The organism is Paenibacillus tritici (genome assembly GCF_018207515.1).
Classification (GTDB): domain Bacteria; phylum Bacillota; class Bacilli; order Paenibacillales; family Paenibacillaceae; genus Paenibacillus_AQ; species Paenibacillus_AQ tritici.
Genome location: NZ_CP073365.1, coordinates 4,300,456 through 4,326,640, shown reverse-complemented (window position 1 = coordinate 4,326,640; position 26,185 = coordinate 4,300,456). Strand labels below are relative to the sequence as shown.

Annotated in this window: 26 protein-coding genes; 22 read left to right on the top strand and 4 right to left on the bottom strand. The window is 52.4% G+C overall.

Translation table 11 applies throughout. From position 1 onward, the window contains the following. Positions 1-70 precede the first annotated feature (70 nt). Positions 71-697 (bottom strand): transcriptional repressor LexA, encoded by a 627-nt coding sequence (lexA, locus tag KDC22_RS18580; RefSeq protein WP_173139565.1) that lies wholly within the window; start codon positions 695-697, stop codon positions 71-73. A 197-nt stretch (positions 698-894) separates the two neighbouring features. Between lexA and KDC22_RS18575 the strand changes: the two genes are divergently transcribed. The 18 genes from KDC22_RS18575 (at position 895) to KDC22_RS18490 (ending at position 19,090) form a co-directional block, all read left to right on the top strand. Further along, positions 895-1,308 carry a LysM peptidoglycan-binding domain-containing protein gene (locus tag KDC22_RS18575; protein ID WP_211719965.1) on the top strand — a complete coding sequence of 138 codons (414 nt, stop codon included), beginning with the start codon at positions 895-897 and terminating at the stop codon, positions 1,306-1,308. 110 nt (positions 1,309-1,418) lie between these two features. Then, on the top strand, positions 1,419-1,628 hold the full coding sequence (locus tag KDC22_RS18570; RefSeq protein ID WP_173139561.1) for a DUF896 domain-containing protein: 210 nt from the start codon (positions 1,419-1,421) through the stop codon (positions 1,626-1,628). Positions 1,629-1,675: 47 nt separating this feature from the next. Continuing rightward, positions 1,676-2,203, top strand: a complete 528-nt coding sequence (locus KDC22_RS18565) for a hypothetical protein (protein WP_211719964.1) — start codon at positions 1,676-1,678, stop codon at positions 2,201-2,203. A gap of 36 nt (positions 2,204-2,239) precedes the next feature. Continuing rightward, positions 2,240-3,025 (top strand): HAD family hydrolase, encoded by a 786-nt coding sequence (locus KDC22_RS18560; RefSeq protein ID WP_173139557.1) that lies wholly within the window; start codon positions 2,240-2,242, stop codon positions 3,023-3,025. A gap of 202 nt (positions 3,026-3,227) precedes the next feature. Continuing rightward, the gene (locus KDC22_RS18555; RefSeq protein ID WP_173139555.1) at positions 3,228-3,650 is read left to right on the top strand and encodes a FixH family protein; all 423 of its coding nucleotides are present in this window, start codon (positions 3,228-3,230) and stop codon (positions 3,648-3,650) included. Positions 3,651-3,819: 169 nt separating this feature from the next. After that, positions 3,820-7,197, top strand: a complete 3,378-nt coding sequence (gene metH, locus KDC22_RS18550; RefSeq protein WP_425517064.1) for a methionine synthase — start codon at positions 3,820-3,822, stop codon at positions 7,195-7,197. A gap of 227 nt (positions 7,198-7,424) precedes the next feature. After that, positions 7,425-8,354: a ribonuclease Z gene (gene rnz / locus KDC22_RS18545; protein ID WP_173139551.1), complete on the top strand. Its 930-nt coding sequence runs from the start codon at positions 7,425-7,427 to the stop codon at positions 8,352-8,354. 315 nt (positions 8,355-8,669) lie between these two features. After that, the gene (locus KDC22_RS18540) at positions 8,670-9,458 is read left to right on the top strand and encodes a TIGR01457 family HAD-type hydrolase (RefSeq protein ID WP_173139549.1); all 789 of its coding nucleotides are present in this window, start codon (positions 8,670-8,672) and stop codon (positions 9,456-9,458) included. A 47-nt stretch (positions 9,459-9,505) separates the two neighbouring features. Beyond that, positions 9,506-10,321 carry an Fpg/Nei family DNA glycosylase gene (locus KDC22_RS18535; protein WP_211719962.1) on the top strand — a complete coding sequence of 272 codons (816 nt, stop codon included), beginning with the start codon at positions 9,506-9,508 and terminating at the stop codon, positions 10,319-10,321. Continuing rightward, the gene (locus KDC22_RS18530; RefSeq protein WP_211719961.1) at positions 10,311-11,162 is read left to right on the top strand and encodes a deoxyribonuclease IV; all 852 of its coding nucleotides are present in this window, start codon (positions 10,311-10,313) and stop codon (positions 11,160-11,162) included. The genes KDC22_RS18535 and KDC22_RS18530 overlap by 11 nt, the downstream gene beginning before the upstream one ends. Positions 11,163-11,164: 2 nt before the next feature. Beyond that, entirely contained in the window at positions 11,165-11,488 is a 324-nt protein-coding gene (locus KDC22_RS18525; protein ID WP_211724101.1) for a thioredoxin family protein, read from the top strand. Beyond that, the gene (locus KDC22_RS18520) at positions 11,488-12,270 is read left to right on the top strand and encodes an ABC transporter ATP-binding protein (protein ID WP_211719960.1); all 783 of its coding nucleotides are present in this window, start codon (positions 11,488-11,490) and stop codon (positions 12,268-12,270) included. Before KDC22_RS18525 ends, KDC22_RS18520 begins: the two co-directional genes overlap by 1 nt. Further along, positions 12,267-13,334: an SAM-dependent methyltransferase gene (locus KDC22_RS18515; protein ID WP_211719959.1), complete on the top strand. Its 1,068-nt coding sequence runs from the start codon at positions 12,267-12,269 to the stop codon at positions 13,332-13,334. Before KDC22_RS18520 ends, KDC22_RS18515 begins: the two co-directional genes overlap by 4 nt. Before the next feature lie 124 nt (positions 13,335-13,458). Further along, positions 13,459-14,967 (top strand): serine/threonine-protein kinase, encoded by a 1,509-nt coding sequence (locus tag KDC22_RS18510; RefSeq protein WP_211719958.1) that lies wholly within the window; start codon positions 13,459-13,461, stop codon positions 14,965-14,967. Between the two features lie 145 nt (positions 14,968-15,112). Further along, entirely contained in the window at positions 15,113-16,669 is a 1,557-nt protein-coding gene (locus KDC22_RS18505; protein WP_173139541.1) for an ABC-F family ATP-binding cassette domain-containing protein, read from the top strand. Between the two features lie 147 nt (positions 16,670-16,816). Beyond that, a complete protein-coding gene (locus KDC22_RS18500; protein WP_211719957.1) occupies positions 16,817-17,884 on the top strand; it encodes a ThiF family adenylyltransferase in 1,068 nt (355 codons plus the stop codon). Positions 17,885-17,898: 14 nt separating this feature from the next. After that, entirely contained in the window at positions 17,899-18,201 is a 303-nt protein-coding gene (locus KDC22_RS18495) for a Dabb family protein (protein ID WP_173139539.1), read from the top strand. Between the two features lie 124 nt (positions 18,202-18,325). Continuing rightward, a complete protein-coding gene (locus KDC22_RS18490; RefSeq protein ID WP_211719956.1) occupies positions 18,326-19,090 on the top strand; it encodes a winged helix-turn-helix domain-containing protein in 765 nt (254 codons plus the stop codon). 45 nt (positions 19,091-19,135) lie between these two features. Here KDC22_RS18490 and KDC22_RS18485 read toward each other — a convergent pair whose 3' ends face one another. Together KDC22_RS18485 and KDC22_RS18480 are read right to left on the bottom strand one after the other, a co-directional pair. After that, positions 19,136-19,675, bottom strand: a complete 540-nt coding sequence (locus tag KDC22_RS18485) for a C40 family peptidase (protein ID WP_173139535.1) — start codon at positions 19,673-19,675, stop codon at positions 19,136-19,138. A 281-nt stretch (positions 19,676-19,956) separates the two neighbouring features. After that, positions 19,957-20,598, bottom strand: coding sequence for a thiamine diphosphokinase (locus tag KDC22_RS18480; RefSeq protein WP_173139533.1), 642 nt, complete (start codon positions 20,596-20,598; stop codon positions 19,957-19,959). 165 nt (positions 20,599-20,763) lie between these two features. Between KDC22_RS18480 and KDC22_RS18475 the strand changes: the two genes are divergently transcribed. Then, positions 20,764-21,237, top strand: a complete 474-nt coding sequence (locus KDC22_RS18475; protein ID WP_173139629.1) for a low molecular weight protein-tyrosine-phosphatase — start codon at positions 20,764-20,766, stop codon at positions 21,235-21,237. A gap of 136 nt (positions 21,238-21,373) precedes the next feature. Here KDC22_RS18475 and KDC22_RS18470 read toward each other — a convergent pair whose 3' ends face one another. Further along, complete coding sequence (locus KDC22_RS18470; protein WP_173139531.1) at positions 21,374-22,105, bottom strand: alpha/beta hydrolase; 732 nt, start codon at positions 22,103-22,105, stop codon at positions 21,374-21,376. Between the two features lie 264 nt (positions 22,106-22,369). Between KDC22_RS18470 and pdhA the strand changes: the two genes are divergently transcribed. From pdhA to KDC22_RS18455, 3 genes are all read left to right on the top strand, one after another. Next, entirely contained in the window at positions 22,370-23,437 is a 1,068-nt protein-coding gene (gene pdhA / locus KDC22_RS18465; RefSeq protein ID WP_173139529.1) for a pyruvate dehydrogenase (acetyl-transferring) E1 component subunit alpha, read from the top strand. A 15-nt stretch (positions 23,438-23,452) separates the two neighbouring features. Next, positions 23,453-24,430, top strand: coding sequence for an alpha-ketoacid dehydrogenase subunit beta (locus KDC22_RS18460; RefSeq protein ID WP_173139527.1), 978 nt, complete (start codon positions 23,453-23,455; stop codon positions 24,428-24,430). A gap of 100 nt (positions 24,431-24,530) precedes the next feature. Further along, complete coding sequence (locus KDC22_RS18455) at positions 24,531-26,183, top strand: 2-oxo acid dehydrogenase subunit E2 (RefSeq protein ID WP_211719955.1); 1,653 nt, start codon at positions 24,531-24,533, stop codon at positions 26,181-26,183. Positions 26,184-26,185 lie beyond the last annotated feature (2 nt).

Sequence of the window (26,185 nt, the reverse complement as noted above, 5' to 3'; positions counted from 1 at the left end):
ACCTTATGGAACAGAAAACAGGCTGCTTCCGCTTGGTGCGGAGCAGCCTGTTCATATTGCGGGGAGGGGATTAGTGGATATCACGGAATAATCCAATGACTCTACCCAAAATCGTAACACGGTTGAGGCGGAGAGGCTCGTACGCCGGATTCTCCGGCTGTAGCCTGATATGATCACGTTCCTTGTAGAAGGTCTTAACGGTTGCTTCATCTTCTTCGGTCATCGCTACAACAATATCGCCGTTGTCGGCAGTCTGCTGCTGGCGGACGATGACATAATCGCCATTCATAATCCCGGCATCCACCATACTGTCACCAAGAACAGACAGCATAAACACCTTGTTATCCCCTACGTAATGAGTAGGCAACGGGAAGTAATCCTCAATATTCTCTGTAGCAGTAATAGGAACGCCGGCCGTAACCTTGCCCACTATAGGGATGCGGGTAACCGTCTGGACAAATTGATGTACATTCTCTGAATCTTCCTGGCCAAGCAATTCAATCGCACGCGGTTTCGTTGGATCGCGCCGGATCAGGCCTTTCTTCTCAAGCCGGTCCAAGTGACCGTGCACTGTGGAACTGGAGGCCAGCCCGACAGCTTCGCCAATCTCGCGGACAGACGGAGGATAACCCTTGCTGCGGACTTCGTTACGTATAAATTCCAGGATCGCCAGCTGACGACTTGAAATCTTTGACATCGGTATCAACCCCATATACTATGTTTGGGAAAATTATAACATAGAACTTCCGTTCGTACAAACATAAGTTCTAAAATGAGGAAATAAAAAGATGGGGAATGAAGGGAACGGATGTTCTGAAAAAACTATTGATTGAAACACATGTTCGTGTTATATTATTTTCGAAAGCAAGAACATGTGTTTGGAGGATGATAGTAATGTTAAAGTACAGTACATACAATAGTATCTACAATGAGGATGTCAAGGTGTCCACTCCCGGTAATCCAACTACTCATATTCAGGTGACCAAGCTCAAGGATCAGATCCTTGGAAGGCTGACTAAGTTCGCATCCCTATCCCGTCAGGTCAGCATCATCAAGCTTGCCCTGGTGCTGTTACTTGTGATTTCAGGATTCACAGTAGTGGGGAATGTCTTTGCGGGATCTGTCTCTTTAATGAAGCAGGACAAACGGATCGTCGTTGAACGAGGGGATACCTTATGGAGCATTGCACTTAGTCATAAGCCGGAGGATATGAAGACCGCCGTATATATAGAAGGAATAATGAAGACCAATCATCTGGAGAACAGCGCGATCAAGGCCGGAGATATACTGATTATACCTGTATACTGACAGAACGCAGCATACGGTTGACAGACTCGAAAGAGCTTTCAGGGGGCAGACCTTGACAAGCTCTTTTTCTCATGGCAAAGTTAAAATGAATGTTAAGGGAGGGGAACGTATTGAATATTGACGAATTGGTCGCACGCATCAATGAATTGGCACGCAAACATAAGAATGGCGGCCTGAATCAGGAGGAAGTGGCTGAACGGGCCAAACTCCGTGAGATTTACCTGGGGAACATCCGCAGCAACTTTCGGGCCCAGCTGGATACGATTGAAATCGTGGATAATCCGGAGCATGAAGAAGGCAATAACGGGCTTAAGCATTAGTCTGTTGCCTTTTCATAGATAATACAGGATGACTAGGGGGAACTTACATGGCCCGTTCTTGGGAAAGAATGGTTCAACGCAACACCAAGCAAATTAACCAGCAAAGAAAGAAGCAGGGCAAGGATTCGATTTATGCTACAGGCTCTAAGGCTACCGCCAAAAGCATCGACATTTTCAAAGGGCGGAATATTGTATTCCCCGTTGTACTGATGCTGCTTGGCATTATGTTCTGGGTCGTCGGGTCGATTGACGAAGCGAAAGGAAGCGGTATTCTGGCCAACTGGCTGGGTGTAGTACTGTACTTCCTGCTTGCCGCCCTGCTATTCTTCCGTCGTCCGTTCCTTAAGGTTGAACGTGCCCGTCTCTCTACGATTAAATACAACCGTGAACGCTTTTTGCCTGCAGCGGACATTGAGAAGATCACGTTATCGCGCAGTGTGGTTACGATTAAGTATAAGGGAAAACGCAAACAGTGGATTTTCTCCAAGTTGATTAACCGTTATGACACCGCTGCTATGGGTGAACGCCTGGAGCAATTCGCCAAGAACAACAACATTGAGTTAGTACACGAATAGTAAGACAGACCAGCATATAGGGAGTGGAATAACGAAATGCCGATTACCGCCGTACTATTTGACCTTGACGATACACTGCTGTGGGATGACCGGAGTGTGGAAGAAGCATTCCGCTATGCCGCTGAGGCTGCTGGAGATTCCGTTGATCCGCAGGAGCTGGAGGCTGCTGTGCGCAGGGAAGCGCGTGCGCTATACGAATCCTATGAGACTTTTCCGTTCACGAAGCTGATCGGTATTAATCCTTATGAAGCACTCTGGGCCAACTTCACAGCCGGGGAACAGCCGGAATTCCGTAAGCTGCAGCAGCTTGCCCCTGTCTACCGTACGGAATCCTGGCGGCGCGGCTTGGCTTCACTAGGAGTGGAGGATGAAGCGCTGGCTGCACAACTCGCCGACAAATTCGCTGCGGAACGCCGTAGCCGTCCTTATATATATGAGGAGACACTTCAGGTACTGAATGAGCTGCGCGGCAAGGTGAAGCTGCTGCTTCTGACGAACGGCTGCCCGGCGCTTCAGCAGGAGAAGCTTGACGGTGTACCGGAGCTTGTTCCGTATTTTGACCATATTGTTATTTCGGGTAGCTTCGGCAAAGGCAAACCGGATAAGGGAATCTTCGAGCATGCGCTCGGATTGCTTGATATTGCTCCGGAACAAGGTGTAATGGTTGGAGATAAGCTCACTACGGATATTCTTGGAGGACTAGCTGCAGGGTTGACGACAGTCTGGATCAACCGCAATGCCAAGGCCTCTGACCCGGAGATCACTCCTGATTATCAGATTAGCCATCTATCGGAGCTGCTGCCGCTGGTACACTCCCTATAATGAAATCAGAAGAAGCCGGTATCCCGTCAGAGGATATTGGCTTTTTTGGTATATATATTAAGTGATAGATGGTATCAGTACTCTTCATGTATATGACTATTCTCATGTTACAGGGGGATTGCTGCAGCTTCTTCCCGACAAATTCAATATAATGTGTATAATAGGGATAAAACCTATCTGACTTTCATTGGGAGGACTTCAGATGATGAAGCCAAAGATACGCAGAGGACTTATGTGCATAATGTTGGGGCTGGCACTTGCCGGATGCTCGGAGGACAAAGAGGGGGACATGCAGATGTATGCTGCAGGCGATTCTTCAATGACGCCGATTAAGGTAGAGCTAAGCTGGAGTCCGGAGGATGTAACCGCAGGCAGCGAGGTTAGCTTCAAGGCTGTAGTTACACAGGACGGTGAACCGGTAGATGACGCGAGAGAAGTAATGTTTGAAATCGCCGATGCAGCGGATAAGAGCAAGAAGGTTGAAATTAAAGGTAAAAGTGATGGAGACGGAGCTTATGTTGGCGATAATACGTTTGAGCAGGCGGGCGAGTTCACGGTTACTTCTCATGTGACTGCCCGGACACAGCATTCTATGCCAAGTAAAAAGCTTGTGGTGAAGCCGTAATAGGATTATCGCAGTCGGTAATACAAATAATGCAGAGTGGAAAGGAAGGCTTTCCGAAATCCCTTTATTCTGCTAAACTTACTCTAATGTTTTACTGGGGGGATTGAAAGTGTCCAAATACACACTTGCTGAGAGCTTGCAGCAACGCATACTGATTCTGGATGGAGCCATGGGTACAATGATTCAGCAGGTACCGCTGACCGGCGAAGATTTCGGCGGAGATGAGCTGGATGGCTGTAATGAAATGCTGGTGCTGACCCGGCCGGATGTTATTCAGGATATTCATGAGAAATACCTGGAAGCCGGAGCGGATCTGATCGAGACCAATACCTTCGGCGCGACCTCGGTGGTGCTTGCCGAATACGATATTCCGCAGCTTGCCCGCCAAATTAACCTGGAAGCTGCCAGGCTGGCCAGGAGTGCCGCAGATAAATATGATACACCGGATCGTCCGCGTTATGTTGTAGGAGCTATGGGACCGACAACGAAGACGCTCTCCGTAACCGGAGGGGTAACGTTCCAGGAGCTGATTGATAGTTATGAGGAGCAGGCGGTTGCCCTGATCGACGGCAAGGTGGATGCGCTGCTGCTGGAGACATCCCAGGATACGCTGAACGTGAAGGCCGGCAGTATTGGTATCCGTAATGCGTTCGAGAAGAGCGGAATTACGCTGCCGGTGATGATCTCGGGAACCATTGAACCGATGGGGACTACGCTGGCCGGGCAGAACATTGAAGCTTTCTATATTTCACTGGAGCATCTGAAGCCGGTCTCCATCGGACTCAACTGTGCCACCGGCCCGGAGTTCATGCGTGACCATATCCGTTCGCTCTCGGCGATCTCTTCTGCTGCTGTCAGCTGTTACCCGAATGCCGGGCTTCCGGATGAGAACGGGAATTATCACGAATCACCGGATTCGCTTGCCCGTAAGCTGGGCGGCTTCGCCGAAAAGGGCTGGCTGAATATTGCCGGCGGCTGCTGCGGAACGACACCGGATCATATCCGGGCAATGGCTGAAGTTATGGCGGCCTACCCGCCGCGTAAGCTTGAAGGCCAGCATCCTCCGGCGTTGTCCGGAATCGAGCCTGTGTATGTGGAGAGTGAGAACCGTCCCTATATGGTCGGTGAGCGGACCAATGTCCTCGGTTCCCGCAAGTTCAAACGTCTGATTGTTGAAGGGAAGTACGAGGAAGCTTCGGAGATTGCCCGTGCCCAGGTGAAGAGCGGCGCACAAGTCATTGATGTCTGTGTACAGGACCCGGACCGGGATGAGACGGAAGATATTATGCGCTTTCTGGAGCTGGTGGTGAAGAAGGTCAAAGTACCGTTAATGATCGATACTACAGACCCGAAGGTCATTGATCTGGCACTGCAATATTGTCAGGGTAAGGCGATTATTAACTCCATTAACCTTGAAGATGGTGAAGAGAAATTCGAGCTTGTCACACCATTGATTCATAAATACGGCGCAGCAATTGTAGTAGGTACCATTGACGAGACGGGTCAGGCCATACTGGCCAAGGACAAACTGGAGGTTGCCAGACGTTCTTATGATCTGCTGGTGAACAAATATGGTCTGGCCCCGGAAGATCTGATCTTCGACACACTGGTATTCCCTGTAGGGACAGGGGATGAGCAGTATATCGGCTCCGCGAAGGAGACGATATACGGCATCCGTCTGATCAAGGAAGCGATGCCTGCTGTTCATACAATTCTCGGCATCAGCAATGTCTCCTTCGGTCTGCCGGAAGCCGGCCGCGAGGTGCTGAACTCCGTGTTCCTGTATGAGTGCACCAAGGCGGGACTGGACTATGCGATTGTGAACACGGAGAAGGTGGAGCGTTATGCGTCGATTCCGGAGGAAGAGCGCAAGCTGGCTGAACAACTGATCTATAACACCAATGACGATACCTTGTCTGCATTCGTGGCGGCTTTCCGCGGCAAGAAGGTCGAGAAGAAAGAGAAGATCTCCAATCTCTCCTTGGAGGAACGCCTTGCTTCCTATGTAGTGGAAGGAACCAAAGAAGGATTGATTCCGGATCTGGATGAAGCGCTGAAGACCTCTGCTCCGCTGGAGATCATTAACGGACCGCTGATGGCGGGGATGTCTGAGGTCGGGCGTCTGTTCAATAACAACGAATTAATCGTTGCAGAGGTGCTGCAGAGCGCAGAGGTGATGAAGGCTTCTGTGAGCCATCTGGAACAGTTCATGAAGAAGGATGAGACCTCGGTTAAAGGGAGAATTATGCTTGCTACCGTCAAGGGCGATGTGCATGATATCGGGAAGAACCTTGTGGAGATTATCCTCTCCAACAATGGTTATGAGATCGTTAATCTGGGTATAAAGGTTCCGCCGGAGAATATTATTGAAGCCTTCCGCAAGGAAAAAGCAGACGCCATCGGCTTGTCCGGTCTGCTGGTGAAATCTGCCCAGCAGATGGTGCTGACTGCGCAGGATCTGCGCTCGGCCGGTATTGATGTGCCGATTATGGTCGGCGGTGCCGCATTGACCCGCAAATTCACCAAGACCCGTATCCGGCCGGAATATGACGGGCTTGTATTATACGCCAAGGACGCCATGGACGGTCTGGATATCGCCAACCGGCTGATGAATCCGCTGGAGCGGGTGAAGATTGAGGAAGAGGTCCGCCAGGAAGCCGAGGCAGCCGTAGCTGTAGCTCCGGCGCAGCCGCTTCCTGAGCTTACTCGTGCAGTGCGCTCCAAGATTTCAGCGGACGCCCCTGTGTTCACTCCGCCGGATCTCGAACGTCATGTCCTGCGGAGTTATCCGCTGGGCCATATTATTCCCTATGTGAATATGCAGATGCTGCTAGGTCATCATCTGGGACTGCGAGGTTCTGTAGAGGCTCAGCTGGCAGCCAGAGATCCGCGGACGGTAGAACTGAAAGAGACGGTGGATGATATTCTGCATCAGGCGATGCTGGAAGGGACCATTGTTCCGCATGCGATGTATCAGTTCTTCCCGGCCCAGTCACGCGGGAATGACATCCTGATCTATGATCCGCAGAACCATGCCAACGTCCTGCATACCTTCACCTTCCCGCGGCAGAACGTAGAGCCTTATCTCTGTCTTGCAGACTTCCTGAAGCCGGCAGAGAGCGGGATTATGGATTATGTCGGGTTCCTGGTAGTCACTGCAGGTCACGGGGTCCGTGAATTGTCCACTGAGCTTAAGGATAAAGGGGATTATCTCCGTTCCCATGCTCTGCAGGCTGTGGCTCTTGAGGTAGCAGAAGGGCTGGCTGAACGTGTCCATCATATGATGCGGGATACCTGGGGCTTCCCGGACCCGGCAGACATGACGATGAAGCAGAGACACGGTGCACGGTACCAGGGCATTCGGGTATCCTTCGGCTATCCGGCCTGCCCGGATCTGGAGGATCAGGGGCCGTTATTCAAGCTCCTGTCTCCCGAGGATATCGGAGTGCATCTTACGGAGGGCTTCATGATGGAGCCGGAGGCTTCGGTCTCGGCAATGGTATTTGCCCATCCGGAAGCGCAGTACTTTAATGTGGAGAAGCTATAATCGCTCTGCCATGTGAACACCGGCCAGACGGGGCTATGCCCCGTCTTTTCGGAACCTCCCGGTAACGGGAGGTTTTTTGCTGAAGATAGAAGGATTTATATGCTGCACATGATACATGCAAAAGATGCTTTTGGAGCCAAAACAGAGTAGAATTCTTTTCATAAGAATCGGCAAGATAATAGAAATGGGCTGCCTGAGGATATTAGTTAAGAGAGAGGAGGGGCATGATGGAAATTTATTTTTTGGGAACGAATGCCGGGGTACCGACACTCCAGCGCAACGTAACCTCGATTGCACTTAGACTGCTTGAAGAACGGCGCACCTTCTGGATGTTCGACTGCGGGGAAGGGACGCAGCATCAGGTTCTCCGCTCCCCGCTGCGGCTGGGCAAGCTGGAGAAGCTGTTCATAACCCATCTGCACGGTGACCATCTGTTTGGCCTTCCGGGGCTCATCTCCAGCCGGGGGTACCAGGGAGGCACATCACCGCTCACAGTGTATGGGCCTCCGGGACTCAAAGCGTACCTGGAGACGACACTTGCGGTCAGCCAGTCCCGTATTCCTTATAAGCTGGAGATCGTGGAGCATAGCGGAGGGCTGGTTTTTGAGGATGAGACCTTCAAGGTGGAGGCGGGATTGCTGGAGCACCGGATTGACAGCTATGGCTACCGGATCACGGAGAAAGACAGTCCTGGGAATCTCAATGCCGAGCTGCTCAAGAGCTATGGACTGAAGCCGGGACCGCTGTATGGCCGATTGAAGAAAGGGGAAGACATCACTACTGAGGATGGAACTATAATCAGAGCCGCAGAGGTTATTCATGCTCCCAAACGCGGCCGTATTGTTGTGATACTGGGAGATACCCGGCCCTGCCCCGGCTCCTTGCCGCTGGCTCAGGATGCAGATCTCATTATTCATGAGGCGACCTTTGCCCATGAACTGGCGGATATGGCTCATCAGTATCATCACAGTACAGCAAGGCAAGCGGCGGAATTGGCACGGGATGCCGGAGGGCGGGAGCTGCTGCTGACTCACTTCAGCTCGCGTTATAGCTCACAGGAAGAGCTTGCTCCGCTCTTGAAAGAGGCGCAGGAGATCTTCCCGGATACCCTGCTGGCAGAGGAGTTTTGCACCTTCCCGGTCCACCGGAGAAGCTAGGGAAATTACCCTGAAGCATGAATTATTTTCCGGGAAAGCGCAGGAAATGACAGGGTAATGCCAAAAAAAGCCCGGTGCTGCAGGTGTTCGCTACCGTTCGACGAAGAATGTTAAATTTAAATTAAACGGGAAGTGTTATGCGGACGAAGCAGTAGAGAAAATGCCGAAACTAAGCGGTGTTGAGCAGCGGGAGACGGGCAATAATGCCCCTGGCAGCGCGATTTCCCGGAAGATCTCACGCTGCTTTGAAATATAATTCATAGTATTAATAATAAATGAGATGAATTGAAAATTTCCAATCTACTAGGGGGAGTTATGAACAATATCGGAGGCTTATTAATTGATCTGGATGGAACCCTGTATCATGGCGGAAGAATGATTCCCGGGGCCGACAGGCTTATAGAAGCACTGCGGACAGCCGGCATCCCGTTTCTGTTTGTTACGAACAATTCTTCAAGGACACCAGCCAGTGTAGCAGGACATTTACGCGCAATGGGCATTGAAGCAAAGCCGGAAGAGGTCTGTACCTCGTCGCTTGCTGCTGCACGTTATATTGCCGGGGAATCTCCGGGCGCATCCGTGGCGATACTTGGAGAAGAGGGGCTGGTGCAAGCCTGTGAAGAGGCGGGACTGACCCTGGTTACGGAGAATCCGCAATATGTGGTGCAGGGGATTGACCGGTCTTTTACATATGAGGCACTGGCACGGGCCTCACGCTGGATTCGGGAAGGGGCCAGGTTTGTACTGACCAACCCGGATCTGATGCTTCCCTCTGACGATGGAGTGATGCCCGGTGCCGGTACGATAGGTGCGGCAATTGAAGCTGCCAGCGGTGTTCCGCCCGTCGTCATCGGCAAGCCGGAGACGCATCTTGTTACTTATGCGACATCGCTGCTCGGCATCAAGCCGGAGGAGGCTGTGATGATCGGCGACAACATGCGTACCGATATAGCGGCGGGGGCAAATGCGGGCTGCCGGACGGTGCTGGTACTTACAGGTCTTACAACTTGGGAGAACCTGGAGGACTACCAGAAGCTGACCGGAGTTAAGCCTGATGAAATTTGTGCTGATTTAGCTGAACTTATGGTACTGCTCAGTGTATAATGACAAAGGTATGACCTTTTTACCAACCTAGAAGGGAAGATGACAATATGCCGGAATTGCCGGAAATGGAGAATTACAGAAAGCTGCTCAGCCAGCATCTAATAAATGTCCCCATTACGGGGGTAACCGTAAATAGAGAAAAAACCATCAACATGGAGACTGCGGATTTCGTGAATGGCCTGCTGGGCGCAAGAATTGTGTTCGTGGAACGCCGCGCCAAGCATATCCTCTTCCACCTGCATGACGGCAGAAGACTGCTGCTTCATCTGATGCTTGGCGGACTCCTGTTCTATGGCTCGGAGGAAGAGCGTCCGGACCGCACAACTCAGGTGGAGCTGGCTTTCGGTGAGCATATCCTCTACTTCATGGGGCTGCGCCTGGGGTATCTGCATCTGCTGTCCGTTAAGGAAGGCGAAGCGGCAATGGGTAAGCTCGGCCCCGAACTGCTGGACCGGCGGATGACTGCCGAACGTTTCGCCGGAATACTCAAGGGCCGCCGCGGTGCGCTGAAGAGTCTGCTGGTCAATCAGCAGGTGATGGCAGGAATCGGCAATTGCTATGCTGACGAAATTGCTTTTGAAGCACGGCTGCTTCCCTCCACACTCGTCCAGAACCTGTCGCCGGAAGCTGTGAACCGGCTCTACGACAGTATTCGTAAAGTATTAACGGAAGCTACCGAAATCGGCGGTTATATGGAGATGCCATTCATGACCGGCGATACTGTGACCGGTTCATATAATGATGCGTGCAAGGTATACGACCGCGAAGGCGAACCCTGCCTGCGCGGCGGGGGAACGATAATCAAGACAGAGCTGTCCGGACGCAAGGTGTTCTATTGCCCGGATTGCCAGCATGACGCCTAAGCCCTTCATAGGGGCACATGTCAGCATACGCGGCGGTTACGGGCAGGCTGCCCGGTCCGCCAGGGAGAGCGGTGCAGCATGTTTTCAATATTTTCCGAAGAATCCGCGCAGTTTGAAGCTGAAGCCGGTGGACTACCGCGACGCAGGAAGCTGTGCAGACTATTGCCGGGAACAGGGGATGGTCTCTATTGCCCATACCCCGTATCCGACCAATCTGGCTGCCGACCCGAGCGGCAGAGCGGTGATGGCTGCCTCCTTGCGTAACGATCTGGAGATTGCGGAGGCCTGCGGATCGGTGGGCATTGTGGTGCATTTTGGACATTTTGCCGGAATGGAGCCGTTACAGGGGTATCAAAATATTATACAATGTATGAACGATACCCTGGCTGACTGGAATGGACAGACGAAGCTGCTGATTGAGAACATGGCAGGTAATCATGGGCATGAAGGCATGACGCTGGAAGAACTGGTCAAGGTCCGCGAGCTCAGCCGCTATCCGGAGAAGATCGGCTTCTGCTTCGATACCTGCCATGCGTTCGCTGCCGGGACCTGGAATCCGCAGCAGACGGAGGCATTCATTAGACGCGGAGAGAACCTGGGCTACTGGGCTAATCTGGATGCTGTGCATCTGAACGACTCCCGGTATCCATTCGGCTCGCGGCGGGACCGACATGCTGCAATCGGTAAGGGGTGTATCGGGGCATCGGCGCTTAGTCAGCTTTTGAAGATGGAGCCCCTGGCTGATAAAGTGATCGTTATGGAAACAGAAAAGGGGCCGGATGGCACGCACAGAGCGGAAATTGCTGCTGTGAGGACCTGGTTTGAGGCGGGGGATGATTGAAGATGAAGGAAATGAATCAGCCGGAGCTGCTGGAGCTGCTCTCAACGAAGGGTGAGCCGCTTGTCCTGTTTCTGCATACCCCGTTATGCGGAACCTGCAAGGCTGCGCGGCGGATGCTTGAGGTGGCTGAGCATCTGCTGCCGCCCGGCCTTCTCATTGCCGAGGGGAATGTGAACCTGCTGCCGCAGCTTGTGAACACCTATCAAATCTCAAGTGTGCCTGCATTATTGGCAGTGTCTGCTGACCGCAGCACTGAACCGGAAATCATTTATTCTATTAGCTCTGTTGAACGGGTGCTGGCATACATAAGGAGAGTGACCTCATAATGATATCTTTACAACATCTGTCCCTGCGCAGGGAGCAAAGCCAGATTCTTGACGATGTATCCCTGGAAATGAAGCAAGGGGAGAACTGGGTAATTCTCGGGCGCAACGGCTCCGGCAAGACGACCCTGCTGGAAATGATGACCGGCTATCTGTTCCCCAGTAAGGGTTCTGTTGAAGTGCTGGGTTACAAATACGGTCAATGTGATCTGCGCGAGGTGCGCAAGGAGATTGGATATATCGGCCCTTCCTTGATGGAAAAGCTCTCGCTCACCGACCCTGTCTGGGAGGTCGTGGCAACGGGCGCCTACGCTTACTTACGCTTCTACGAGGCGATTCCGCCAAGTGTCCGGGAGCAGGCGCTGAAGCTGCTGGAGGATATGAATCTCGGCGAGCTTGCGTATCATCCGTTCGGCTCGTTATCCCAAGGAGAACGCAAGAAGGCCATGCTGGCACGCTGCCTGATCGCAGAGCCCAAGCTGCTTATCATGGACGAGCCTTGCGCCGGTCTGGATCTCTATGAACGGGAGAAGATGCTGGCCGAGATTGACAAGCTCAGGCAGCACAATGTGTCGGTGGTATATGTTACCCATCATGTGGAGGAGATTGTACCGCTCTTCACCCATGTGGCCCTGATCCGTGACGGGAAGCTGGCGGGAGCCGGCCCCAAGAATGAGGTGCTGACCCAGGAGATGTTAATGGCTACCTTTGATATTCCTGTAACTGTGGAGTGGGATAACGGCCGTCCCTGGATTAAAATAAGACCTGGAGGCTCATCGATTTGAACGATTTCACAGAAGATACTCTGGAGCAGGATTCTGCTCCGCAAGACAAGATCATCTCAAGATACATCTGCACGGCGAACCATGGCTTCGCCCCTTACGCCCAGGAGGAGCTTCGCCGCCTGTTCGGTGCGGTGAAAAGCACCCTGCTGCTGCCCGGAGAAGTCTTCCTGGCTACGCTTGAGGCTGAGCCTGAGGAGGTGGCGCAGAGGCTGGCCGGGAACCTGCCGATCTTCCTGCGCCACATTCAGCCTGTAGACTTCCAGGACACGGGCGACCAGTCGGCGCTGGAACGGTTGGCCGTGTATTTAAGCCGGCGCACGGAGCTGGAAGGCGGGAGGGTGGCGCTGCATGTCCGCAAAGGGGCAACCTCCTTCTGGGAAGAGAGCCCGGGCGAACTGCGCGAATGGCTGCAGGACAGGCTTGACAGCCTGGGCGCCGAGTTCACCGTCCAGGACCCGGCGTGGGTCATCTCCGTCTATGCGGACGGTGAAGCACTCTATGCCGGGGTCTCCCGGCCGGAGGAGAACCTGTCCGGCTGGAATGGAGGAATGATCCGCTTCCGCAAGGAAGACGGGCAAATCTCACGGGCCAAGTTCAAGCTGATGGAGGCGGAGAAGGAATTCGCCATTCCGTTCTACAGCTTCAAGAACGCAGTGGATATCGGCGCCTCTCCAGGCGGTTGGACGTCATTCCTGCTGGAGCGCGGCCTGAAGGTCACCGCCGTTGATCCGGCGCTCATGCATGAATCCTTGCGTAAGCATCCGGGGCTTAAGATTCTGCGCAAAAATGCCGGAGAGGTCAAATTCCGCGACAACGAATTCGATCTGCTGGTCTGCGATATGAGCTGGAGCCCCAAGCTGATGGCCAAGCTGGTCACAGGACTGCTGCATAGCCTGACACCGGGCGGGACGGCTATCGTTACAGTGAAGCTGATGCATAAGAAGCCGCTGGCCATGATCAAGGAGATTATCGCCATGTTTGAAGGCGAGCGGATGCAAGTGCAGCGCGCGAAGCAGCTGTTCCACAACCGTGATGAAATTACACTTTATATGATTAAATACTAATCTATATTAGATTACCAAGGGAAAGCATCCCGCGATCTGCACTCCGGTTACACACCGGCAGCTTGTGCAACCAGCGGGGGCTTTTCTTTTTTTATATTACATAATGAGAACAGGCGGGGATACTATGGAGTTTGCAGGGAAACTTAGCCCTGGGCAGGTGCTGGGGGAGCGTTACCGCATTACAGGACTTATTGGGACAGGCGGAATGAGCCGGGTCTATCTGGCTGAGGATGTACGGCTGCAGGGCATGCTGCGGGCGGTGAAAGAGAGCGTGATCCGGGAGGGAAGCTATGGGGCAGGGGCTATTCAGGCGGAAGCGGAGCTCCTAATCTCCCTGTACCACCCGCTGCTGCCGCGGATTGCGGATTTTTTCCCTCCTGATCCTGAGGGCTACACTTATCTGGTAATGGACTATATCGAGGGGATCACCCTGCACCAGAGTATGGCGGAGCAGCGCGCTCCGCTGAAGGGAGCGAGAATCATCAGTTATGCCAGGCAGCTCCTGGAGGTACTGCATTATCTGCATAGTCACCAGCCGCCGATCATCTACCGTGACCTGAAGCCCTCCAATATCATGTTGACCGGAGAATATTCGCTGAAGGTGATTGACTTCGGGATCGCGCGCAGGCTGAGAAGCGGCTCCGGTGAGGATACAGAGAAGCTCGGAACGGCCGGATTTGCCGCCCCGGAGCAGTATGGAGACGGGCAGAGCAGCCCGCAGTCAGATTTATATGGTCTTGGTGCACTGCTGCTGTACATGGCCTCCGGCGGCCAATTCAGCGCCTGGCAGTCCGGGATGGAGAGGAAGCTGCAGGGCCATATTCCGGACCGGCTGATTCCGGTGATCAGACGTTTGCTGCGGCATCATCCGGAGGAACGGTATGCCAGCGCGGAGGAGGTAAGAATCGCCCTGGAGGCGCTGGAAGCGGGCGGGGCAGAGAAGGCGCCCTCTTATCTGCTGCACAGGCGTATTCCTACGGTTGATGCACAACCCCGGCAGGCCGTAGTAGTAGCAGTCATGGGAGTGTCCTCCGGGCTTGGGACAACCCATACTTCTCTGGCCGTAAGCAGCTGCCTGTCGCAGTCAGGCTTGACTGCATGGGTGGACTGCAGCCCGGATTCACAGGTATTTAACCGCATGAAGGAAATGGCTGACACCCCCGAATGCGGCAGTGTTCAGGATATGCCGGAGCGTCCCTTTACCTGGAACCATGTGGACTTTTGGAAGCTTGCCCCTGCGGATGGACTCCCTCAGCGGCCGGATCAATCCTACTCTTTCATTGTCCTGGACCTTGGGACAGGCGGCGGCGAGGGGGCGCTGGATGTATTCACCGGCAGTACAGTGCCGCTTCTCATTGCATCTGGCGCAGACTGGCGGCTGGCAGACCTCCTCCATTGGCTGCGCCGCAGAGGTCTCGTTCCCCGGCCGGAATGGCGGATTGGCCTGCCGCTGGCGGGGGAACATAACGCCGCTCTACTGGCTTCTGCACTGGGATCTGGCGGAGTATGCCCGCTGCCGCTTCAACAGGACCCTTTTCAGAGCAAGGGGAAGCTGGTTCGGGCGATCAGGGGCTGGCTTGGCTTGACCTCGGCACCCCGACTTTCAAGTGGAATTTTTCAGAAAAAAAGCTGAGGTGTTACTGTTTTCTGACTGGTTTTCTGAAATTAGGCTTATTTTCTATTTCAGTGAGGTATGTACTTGTGCTAGAATGGAGTGATATATATTTATTTTGAATCTCGTTATATTTACAATATAGACAGGAGCTTGCGGAGAATTTATGAGTTTACTTACTGTAGAAGACGTTTCCCATAATTTTGGGGACCGGATGTTGTTCAAAGAGGTGTCTTTCCGTCTGCTGGATGGAGAGCATGTCGGAATTGTTGGGGCGAACGGCGTAGGCAAATCGACGCTGATGAATATTTTGACCGGCAAATTATTGAAGGACAGCGGCAAGGTGGAGTGGACGCCGCGTGTCCGTTACGGATATCTGGATCAGCATACTCTGCTTACGGCAGGCAAAACTGTCCGCGATGTGCTGAAGGATGCGTTCCTGCCGCTGCTGGAGCTGGAGAATGAGATGCTGGCGATCACAGACCGGATGGGTGAAGCCACTCCCGAGGAGCTGGACCTGCTGCTGGAGCAAATGGGCGAAATTCAGGAGCAGCTGGATATCGGCGACTTCTATCTTATTGATGTGAAGGTCGAGGAGATGGCCAATGGCCTGGGCCTCTCGGCTATCGGTCTGGACCGGGATGTAACCTCCCTGAGCGGGGGACAGCGGACCAAGGTTCTGCTGGCGAAGCTGCTGCTGGAGAAACCGAATGTACTGCTGCTCGATGAGCCTACCAACTATCTTGATGTGGAGCATATTGACTGGCTGACGAATTATCTGAAGCAATATCCTTATGCCTTCATGCTGATCTCCCATGATACGGAATTCATGAATAAAGTGGTCGATGTAATCTATCATCTGGAGTTCTCGAAGCTGACCCGCTATGCGGCCAACTATGAGAAGTTCCTGGAAATGGCGGGTATGAACAAGGCTCAGCATATTGATGCGTACGAGAAGCAGCAGGATTTCATCAAAAAGCAGGAGGACTTCATCCAGCGCAACAAAGCGCGAGCCTCCACTTCAGGCCGGGCCAAAAGCCGTGAGAAGCAGCTTGGACGTCTGGAGCGGATTGACCGTCCGGAAGAGGCGATGAAGCCTACCTTCCAGTTCAAGGAGAGCCGGGCCAGCGGGAAAACCGTGTTCGAGGGTGTTGATTTTGAAATCGGGTATGATCGCCCGCTGCTCCCTAGCAAGCTGAATATGATGATTGAACGCGGAGAAAAGATTGCGATTGTCGGTTACAACGGTGTCGGCAAATCTACTCTGCTCAAAACCATCCTGGGTGTAATTCCTACCTATAGCGGAAAAACCTATCTGGGAGACTACCTGAGTTCAGCGTATTTCCAGCAGGAGATGAAGGCGGAGAACATCACTCCGATTGAGGATGTGTGGAATGAGTTTTCCAGTCTCACCCAGAATGAGGTGCGTGGTCATCTGGCGCGCTGCGGGCTGAAGAATGAACATATTACCCGCCCGCTCAGCATGCTGAGCGGCGGCGAGCAGGCTAAGGTACGCTTGTGCAAGCTGCTGATGCGGGAGAGCAACTGGATTCTGTTCGATGAGCCTACGAATCACCTTGATATTGTTGCCAAGGCGGAGCTCAAGCGGGCGCTGCAGGAATACAAAGGAACCATTCTGCTGGTCTCCCATGAACCGGAATTCTACGAGGATTGGGTTACGAAGGTATGGAATGTGGAACAGTGGTCTGCGCAGACAGTATAACCAGTGGAAACGGCTTTGCCGTCCTTTTAAAGGACGGTATCGTTTCAGCGAGAAATTAATATTTTGAAATAGAGTCCGGGATAGAGCAGGTAACGGCGCTCTTCCCGGCTTTTTTTACTAATTACTTACATAGGGGGCTGTTCAGAGATGGGTCCTGACAACAACATACCGGCACCGGCTTCTTCGGCTGGTAGAGACGGCAGATATTCAAGACAGGTCCGCTTCACGCCATTCGGCGCAGCAGGGCAGCAGGGACTGGCACATTCATGTGTGCTGATCGTCGGAATGGGAGCGCTTGGGACAGGCATCGCCGAGACGTTGGCCCGCTGCGGGGTAGGGCGGCTTATTCTAGTGGACCGAGATTATGTGGAATGGAGCAATCTGCAGCGCCAGCAGCTCTATACGGAAGAGGATGCCCGTGTGCGGATGCCCAAAGCGGCTGCAGCCCAGTCCAGGCTTATGGCGGTCAATTCGGAAATTACAGTGGAGGCCCATGTGCTGGATGTACGTGCCGAGGAGCTGGAAGACCTGCTGCCAGGAGTGGACCTTATCATGGACGGAACGGATAACTTCGATACCCGGCTGATCATGAATGACCTGGCACAGAAACACGGTATCCCCTGGATCTATGGGGCTTGTGTCGGAAGTTACGGCATCACCTACACCATCCTGCCAGGCGAGACGCCGTGTCTGAATTGTATGCTGGGGAGTATTCCGCTGGGCGGGGATACCTGTGATACAGCTGGTATCCTTCCGCAAGCGGTGCAGATGGTTACAGCCAACGGCACAGCGGAAGCGCTGAAGCTGCTCGGCGGATATAAGGAGAAGCTGCGCGGCAAGCTGCTGACGTTCGATGTCTGGCGGAATGAGCAGCAGGAGATCGGCGTGAAGGGGGCGAAGAAAATAGACTGCCCTTCCTGCGGCGAATCACCGGTCTATCCTTATCTGTCGGCATCCAATACAGAGCGCAGCGATGTGCTCTGCGGACGGGATACGGTCCAGATCCGTCCGGCGAACCGCAGAAGCCTGAATCTTCAGGAGACTGCCGCCCGGCTCTCCAGGCTGAACAGCGGCAAGGTGGAGAGCAATCCGTACCTGGTTTCTTTTACAGAGGAGCCATACCGTATGGTTGTGTTCGCAGACGGAAGAGCATTGATACATGGAACCAGTGATATCGCTGCTGCCCGCAGCTATTATCACCGGTATTTCGGGTAACGGAGGAGATACGCATGAACAAGGGAGCTATCAGGCATATGGCTGTTTTTACACTGAAATCGGCCCCGGACACTGAAGAGACACGCGCCTTTCTGCGGGACGGTGCAGAGATTCTCAGTGCCATTCCAGGAGTGAACCATTTCGAGGTGCTGCGGCAGGTCAGTGTCAAATGTGACTATCAGTACGGATTCTCGATGGAATTCGCGGATCAGGCGGCTTATGATGCCTACAATAATCATCCGGATCACCAGGCTTTTGTGGCGGAGCGCTGGGACACCCAGGTTGCTGCATTCCAGGAGATCGACTTCATGGTGTAACCGAGAAGCGGCAATGATTAGCAAAGAGACCATTCCGGCGGAATGGTCTCTTTGCTAATCGGAGATGCTAAGCTCATCTGCTGCGGCACAGCCGGTGCAAGACTGCTTCAGGGGGAGTACCCGGATGAATGAACTGATCGGATGGTATAGGCCCGGCCCGGTCCCGGATGAGCGGAAGGCAGCAGCAGACGGAGATTCTAGGGAATCCGGCCAAATAGAGCTTGAGGAGGCAATCCACAGTCTCGGCATGAAAACAGCAATAAGCGAAGACTTGGAAAGCCTTCGCTTATTGCTGTCAGGCGGTGAGCCTGTACTCCTGCTCGCCGAACTGGATGAACCCGGAGGCTGGGCTGGGTGGGAAGCCGTCTCGGAGGCCAGGAATGAGGGGATGATTCTGCCGGTGATGGTGATATCCCTCTCTGGGGGACTGCAAGAAGTGAGGGGGGAGGCGGCTGTCTCGGCCTTTGAAGCCGGAGGGAATGAATATATGGAGAGGCCTGTACATACCGGTGAGTTCAAACGCAGGATATTGAATTTACTTCAGCTGACAGGCCGCAGGAAAGAAACGGCCTCGCTGCTTAAAGTGGATGGACTGCTTCTCGATCCTGGCCGCCGTCAGGTTAGCAGGGACGGAACAGAGCTGATGATGACCCCCAAGGAATTCGATCTGCTGTACTATCTGGCGGTGAATCTGGGTGAAGTGTGTCCCAGAGACGAAATATTACGGCAGGTATGGGGGTATCATTTTCATGCGGATACGAATGTAGTGGATGTCTATATCCGGCATCTTCGGCTCAAGGTGGACAAAGGACGCCGGAATAAACTGATTCATACGGTGCGCGGAACCGGATATGTACTGCGGGCACCGGAGAGCGGGGCCACAAGCTAACGGCCACCCTGATGAAGTCTAGCTCTCCGGTTGGAAGACTTGTCCTTAAAGAACGCGGCGGGACTTCAGGTAAGTCTTTTTCCAGTTGCCCGAGTTGAGATCGGAGATGGTGACGCCTGGTGAGCCATAAGTATGAAGGATCTTGCCATTGCCTGCATAGACAGCCACATGGGTTACGTTTCTTCCGTTTGCCCGGCTTCCGCTAGAGAAGAACACCAGATCGCCGACACGCAGATTAGCTTTGCTGACGGATGATCCGACTTTGGATTGGGCTACGGATGTACGCGGCAGATTCACGCCATATTTTTTGAAAATAAATTGAGTAAAGGAAGAGCAGTCAAAATAACGGGTAGTCGAAGTGGATGCGCCGAACTTGTAACGCGTACCCAGGTATTTTTTGCCGAAGCTGACCACCTTTGAACCGGAAGCGGATGCGGATACAGAGTCGGCCGATACCGAATCAGCGGATACCGCTGAGGCAGCAGCAGGTGCTGTTCCCGCTCCAGTGGCGAGTAATGTGCTGAACCCGATTGTTGTGCACAATCCGATGGTAATTGCTTGTTTGATCCATTGTTGCTTATTCATGTTGTGTTACCTCCAAGTTTGTAATCTATTTGGTAGTTTCTTTCTCTGATTCGTAGTATAGCAGGTTATAGACGTCCTAAATTATGGAACGGGTCCCCTAAATGCAGGCGGGATATACAATGAAAGCGTTTTATTAAAATCTCATTAAAAGTTACAAAATATTAATATTTAGCGCTGCAGCAGATCGAAAAAAAACCGGGAAACCCTTATCATTCAAGGGAATTCCCGGTTTTACACTTTTGAAACAAAGGTTACAGCGATGTCTCCATAGATCTATGTATTCAGTCCTTGCTCTGAATAATCAGCAGAAGTCCGCTCTCAATCGTAACGGTTCCGCTGCGCTCCAGCAGCACGTTGCTTACAGCCAGAGATTGGCCCAGCTTGAGAGTGGCATTCTCCAGGGGGTACTGGAAGCCCTTAAGTGTAATTCCCGTAACTTCGGGAGTCAGGGGCAGCAGGGAGACATAAGTATACCCGCGATCCTCCACAACCGCCTGCGAGCCGGTTAGCGTAATGTAATTATTCGCATCCATAATAGAGCAGGCAACCTGACGCTGGAGCGCCCTTGTCATCATCTGAATACTGGCCAGGGTATGATCCATACGGGTTCCGGTTACTCCGATAAGCAGAATGGACTGCGGCTGGAGATTCAAGGCAAGATCAAGAGCCATTTCGCTGTCGGTTAAGTCTTTATTCACCGGATCACAGCTGATCGTTTCTTTGCTTCCCGCCTGAATCCGCTGCAGCGCCTCAGGAGCTACGGAATCGAAATCCCCGACTGCAAGCTGGGGGGTGTATCCGTGATCAATCAGGAAAAGCGCACCCCGGTCAGCGCCGATAATATAATCTTCTTCATCTAATAGGTGCAGGCATTCTGCTGTCAGCTCACCGCCTGCAACAATAACGATACGCCCGGATGGCAATGGGTCCCCCTCCTTAATGTTCACTTAAGTTCATCATCCTGAACAGTATATAGCAGTTTGAAAAGTTGTACAATTGCCGCGCTAACGTTAAAATAAAGACAGTGCGGTTATCTGCACCATTCTGTCACAGTTTGTAAGTATGCTTGATCATTGGAGGTGAGAGGGATCGTAAACGTGTTATTTGTATGTCTGGGGAATATTTGCCGGTCTCCGATGGCAGAGGCCGTGCTGCGTAATAAGATTGAGCAGCGTCAGCTGGAGGGTCAAATCTCAGTGGATTCCGCGGGAACCGGGGATTGGCATGTCGGCAAAGCGCCGCATGAAGGGACCCGGCGAATTCTTGATCTGCACAGAATCAGCTATGAGAATATGAGAGCCCGGCTGGTCAGCGGTGAGGATTTCGGGCGGTTTGAATATATCATCTGCATGGACAAGTCCAATGGAGAGAATGTGCGCAAGCTTCCCGGAGGCGAGAAGTCAGAGCTGCTGTTCTTCATGGACCTGCTGCCTGACGAGGAGCTTCGTGAAGTGCCTGACCCGTATTTCACCGGAAATTTCGAGCAGGTATATGATTTAATCAATGCCGGTTGTGACGTGCTGCTGGAACGGATCATTCATGAGAAGCTTCAGCAGGCATAGCGCTGCAGCCGGACCGGTTGCCGTCCTTATCTTCTAAGGATCGGCACCGTGGGTCCGCTTTTGAATGAAAGCGTAGTCAGGCATGTCACATACATAAGTTCGTAAGATGTTCACTTTTCGGGTTCTTTTAGCTGTTTCAGGGGCGGAAGAAATAGAGTAATGATTCCGGGAGCTCTTTTTGCCAAAATCCCCAGAGATGTTGGCCATCCTTCTCGCGGTAGGAGACTGTAGCTCCTTTGGATTCCAGCATCGCCTTGGTCTCCCGGTTCATTTCAACGAAATCATAGACTCCCGTATCGGTCTTGTAATCTCTCTCCTGAAGACCTACAACCATATTGATCTGCAGCCAGGAGAGATCCTCTTCGCGGGCGAGCAGATCGCGGGTCTCCGGATAATAAGCACCCGACAGGCTGAGAACTCGGCTGAATAATCCAGGGTAAGCCAGTGCGAGGTGCAATGAGACACTGCCGCCCAGGGAATCTCCGGCTATAATCCGTTCGCCGGGTGTACGCCGGACAGGATAATTATGTTCAATGAAGGGAATAATCTCTTCGGCGAAGCATGAAAGGTACTGCTTGAAGCGGCTGCCGAACGGAGCGTATTCTGCGGTGCGGACAGCCACGTTCACTTCAACGCCCACTATAATGAAGGGTTCCACATCCTGCTCCAGAATCAGCTGGCCGGCAAGTGTAGCAATCCGGCCGAAGTTGAAGAATTCTTCTCCGTCCTGGCAGTAGACAACGGGGTAGCTGAGTACTTCATTATAGCCGGGGGGAAGATAGATGCGCAGCTTGCGCTCTTCCTGCAGATGTTCGCTCCACAGGGTTTGTTTCACTATTGTACGTTTCAGAAAAACAGGTTCGCTCATTGTCAAATCGTCACCTTTCATGTCGAATTTTGCATAAGACTTAGTGTTTCGTTTCTATTACCAGGCCGTCAATGTGGGATATATCATTTACTTGATAAATATCCTTTGATCTGTTATAGGACTTTCAAACGTCTGTTATACATACAAAATTTATGGAAACATAAATTTTATGCGTATTTCTTTGACGAAACAGATACAACAGGTGTATAATAATTCTATAACAGAGACCACTGATATTCAAATTTTTTTATTGAGGTGAAGATAATGACTAAGGTTCCCTATGAAGTGTATACAGAGGACGTTGAGGCCCTTTCGGTTCTTTCCCCGGATGGAGAAATTATCAACAAGGAAATGATGCCTGATCTTACCGACGACCAACTGAAAGAAATTATGTACCGTATGGTATTTACCCGTACCTGGGATGACCGTGCTGTCAACCTGGGCCGTCAAGGCCGTCTGGGCTTCTATGCGCCGGTATCTGGACAGGAAGCGACAATGATCGGCAGCGAGTTCGCTCTGCAGAAGGAAGACTTCGTCTGCCCGGGCTACCGCGATATTCCGCAGCTCGTATGGCATGGACTTCCATTATATCAGGCTTTCCTGTATTCCCGCGGACATCAGCATGGCGGACAGATTCCTGAAGGCGTTAATGTACTTATGCCGCAGATCATTATCGGAGCACAGATCCTGCATGCTACCGGTATTGCTATGGGCTTCAAATTGAAGAAACAGCAGAACGTTGCGATCACATACACTGGTGACGGCGGTTCCTCAGAAGGCGACTTCTATGAAGGTCTTAACTATGCAGGTGTATTCAAACTGCCGGTTATCTTCTTCGTTCAGAACAACGGTTATGCCATTACAACTCCGTTCTCGAAGCAGACGGCTGCTAAATCCATCGCCCACAAAGCGGTTGCAGCAGGGATTCCGGGAATCAAGATTGATGGTATGGACGTATTCGCCGTAATCTCCGCGGTACAGCAGGCTGCTGAACGTGCACGCAAGGGCGAAGGTGCGACGCTGATCGAAGCGGTAACTTACCGTTTCCGTCCGCATTCCCTGTCCGACGATGCCAGTAAGTACCGTACGAAGGAAGAAGAAGGACAATGGAATGAGAAAGATCCGATTGCCCGTCTTGCCAAGTACCTGGAGAAAAAAGGCCTCTGGACCGAAGAAGACACTCTGCGCGTAAGAGAAGAAGCGAAGGCTACTGTTAACGAGCAGATTAAAAAAGCAGAACAGACCGAAAAAATGACCATTCCCGGCTTGATCGACAGCATGTTCGAGGTAACTCCGAAACATCTTGAAGAACAAAAAGCCGATTTTGAATAAGGGGGATATCAGGCAATGGCACAGATGAATATGAAAGAAGCAATCCGTGACGCAATGCGCGTTGAACTGAATCGTGACCCTAATGTTCTTATCTTCGGAGAAGACGTTGGTAATGTTGGCGGCGTATTCCGTGTAACGGAAGGGCTGCAGAAGGAATTTGGCGAAGAACGCGTATTCGATACACCGCTGGCAGAGTCCGCTATTGGCGGTTTGGCCTTCGGTCTCGGCGTACAGGGCTTCCGTCCGATTGCCGAAATCCAGTTCGTGGGCTTTATCTTTGAAGCACTTGATCAGATCGTTATTCAGGCGGCTCGCCTGCGCTGGCGTTCCGGGGGCAGATATAATGCTCCTGTAGTCTTCCGCACTCCATTCGGCGGCGGCGTTAAAGCTGCTGAACTTCATACCGATTCTCTGGAAGGCCTGATTGCCCAGAGTCCGGGGATCAAGGTAGTTATCCCTTCCAACCCTTACGATGCCAAAGGACTGCTGATCGCTTCGATCCGCGATAATGACCCTGTATTCTTCATGGAACACTTGAATCTGTACCATGCTTTCCGTGCAGAAGTGCCTGAAGGTGAATATACCGTTGAACTTGGCAAAGCTAATGTAGTACGCGAAGGTACGGATGTCTCCATTATTACCTACGGTCTAATGGTGCATACTGCTGCCAAAGCGGCTGATCAGCTTGAGAAGGACGGCATCAAAGTTGAAATTATCGACCTGCGTACCGTTAGCCCGATTGACATCGACACTATTGTTGCTTCTATTAAGAAGACCAACCGTGCAATTGTTGTACAAGAAGCGCAGAAGAGCTCCGGCGTAGCCGCAGAGGTCATCGCTCAGATTAACGAAAAAGCTCTGCTGCACCTGGAAGCCCCGGTGCTTCGTGTAGCAGGTCCTGATACGATCTACCCGTTCGCACAAATCGAAGATACCTGGATTCCTACACCTGCACGTGTAATTGCGGCAGTTAAGAAAGTGATGGAATTCTAGGAAGTAACGACCTTGCCGTCCTTGTAAAAGGGCGGCAGCCGTTTCTGCGATTGACTGATTAGCTGGAAGAGCTCAACATAACTTTTAGGAGGTTATCAAGGTGGCAAAATTCGAATACCGGTTCCCTGAGCTGGGCGAAGGTCTGCATGAAGGTGAAATTATCAAAATGCATATCAAAGCCGGCGACAAAGTAACCGATGATGATATCGTAATGGAAGTTCAGAACGACAAGGCGGTAGTAGAGGTTCCTTGTCCGGTCAACGGCACAGTGCTTGAAGTCTTCACCAAGGATGGCCAAGTATGCCGTGTTGGCGAAGTTGTAGCCATTATTGATGCAGAAGGCGACGTTCCTGAGCAGGAAGGCAGCCATCCGGCAGAACAGGCTACCCAGGAAGCAGATGCAGCCAAAGGCGGAGCAGATACAACCTCTTCTCCAGCAGCTAGCAGCCCTGCAACCGGCGGAGCTACGAACTTCGAATATAAATTCCCTGAACTGGGCGAAGGCCTGCATGAAGGTGAAATTATCAAGATGCATATCAAGGTCGGCGACAAGATTACCGATGACGATATCATCATGGAAGTTCAGAATGACAAAGCTGTCGTGGAGGTTCCTTCTCCTGTCAACGGTACAGTTGTAGAAGTGTTCACCAAAGACGGCCAGGTATGCCGCGTAGGTGAAGTTGTGGCTATCATTGCAGCAGAAGGTGATGTTCCGCAGCAGGAAGGCGGCCACACTGAAGCATCCGGTGCGCAGGCAGCAGCTCCTTCTCAAGGCGCAGCCCCGGCAGTGGCGGCAGCAGCACCAGCTCCTGACCGTGAAGTATTGGCAACACCAAGCGTACGCAAGTTCGCCCGCGACCAGAGCGTGGATATCTCCAAGGTGAACGGCTCCGGCAAGAACGGCAAGATTACCCTTGAAGATGTGGAAGCCTTCCTGAAGGGCGGATCAGCAGCCCCTGCGGCAGCGGCTCCGGCAGCATCTGCACCTGCAGCGGCATCGGAAGCGCCAAAAGCTAAGGCAGCAGCACCGGCAGCGTCCGGCAATGCCAACCTGGAAGAAGAACGCGTACCATTCAAGGGTATCCGTAAAGCCATTGCCAATGCTATGGTTAAATCGGCATACACTGCACCGCATGTTACCATTATGGACGAAGTGGATGTTACTGAGCTTGTAGCCTTCCGCGCCCGTATGAAGCCTGTTGCCGAGAAGAAGGGCGTGAAGGTTACTTACCTTCCGTTCATCGTGAAGGCACTCGTTGCAGCTTCCCGCCAGTTCCCTGCGCTTAACGCAATGATTGACGAAGCTACGAACGAAATTGTCTACAAGAAATACTACAACATCGGTATCGCTACAGATACAGACAACGGTCTGATCGTTCCTGTCATTAAGGATGCTGACCGTAAGAGTATCTGGATGATCGCTAGTGCGATTTCAGATCTGGCTGTCCGCGGACGCGACGGCAAGCTGGCTCCGCATGAAATGAAAGGCAGCACGATCTCGATCAGCAACATCGGTTCCGCTGGCGGTATGTTCTTCACACCGATTATCAACTTCCCTGAAGTTGCAATTCTCGGAACCGGACGTATCACTGAGAAGCCTGTTGTGAAGAATGGCGAAATCGTAGCAGCACCTGTAATGGCCCTGTCCCTGAGCTTCGACCATCGTATTATCGACGGCGCAACTGCACAGAATTTCATGAATTACATTAAGACCCTGCTTGCAAATCCTGATATGTTAGTTATGGAGGTGTAATT